Below are 274 nucleotides of genomic sequence, written 5' to 3' on the forward strand. Positions count from 1 at the left end.
GGACGAGGATGAAGATGATGACGGACTCGACGACGAAGACGAAGATGAGGACGACGAACCCCCGAAGAAGTCTAAAAAGCAGGTGAAGAGCAAGAAGAAACCTGTCGATGAGGACGACGAGGACGAGGATGAGGACGACGACCTCGAAGATGAAGACGAGGATGACGAGCCACCAAAGTCGAAGAAGAAAGCGCCGGCAAAGGGAAAGAAAAAGCCCGTCGATGAAGCTGAGGACGACGAAGACGACGACCTTGACGAAGATGAGGACGACGAG

General features: G+C 53.6%; 1 pseudogene. It reads left to right on the forward strand.

The window, feature by feature from the left end:
* Positions 1 to 274: pseudogene (locus tag AC1RPT_RS08025) on the forward strand (hypothetical protein); the annotation flags it as partial.

The sequence above is a fragment of the Dellaglioa sp. CoH-56-MRSF-11 genome (genome assembly GCF_056782135.1).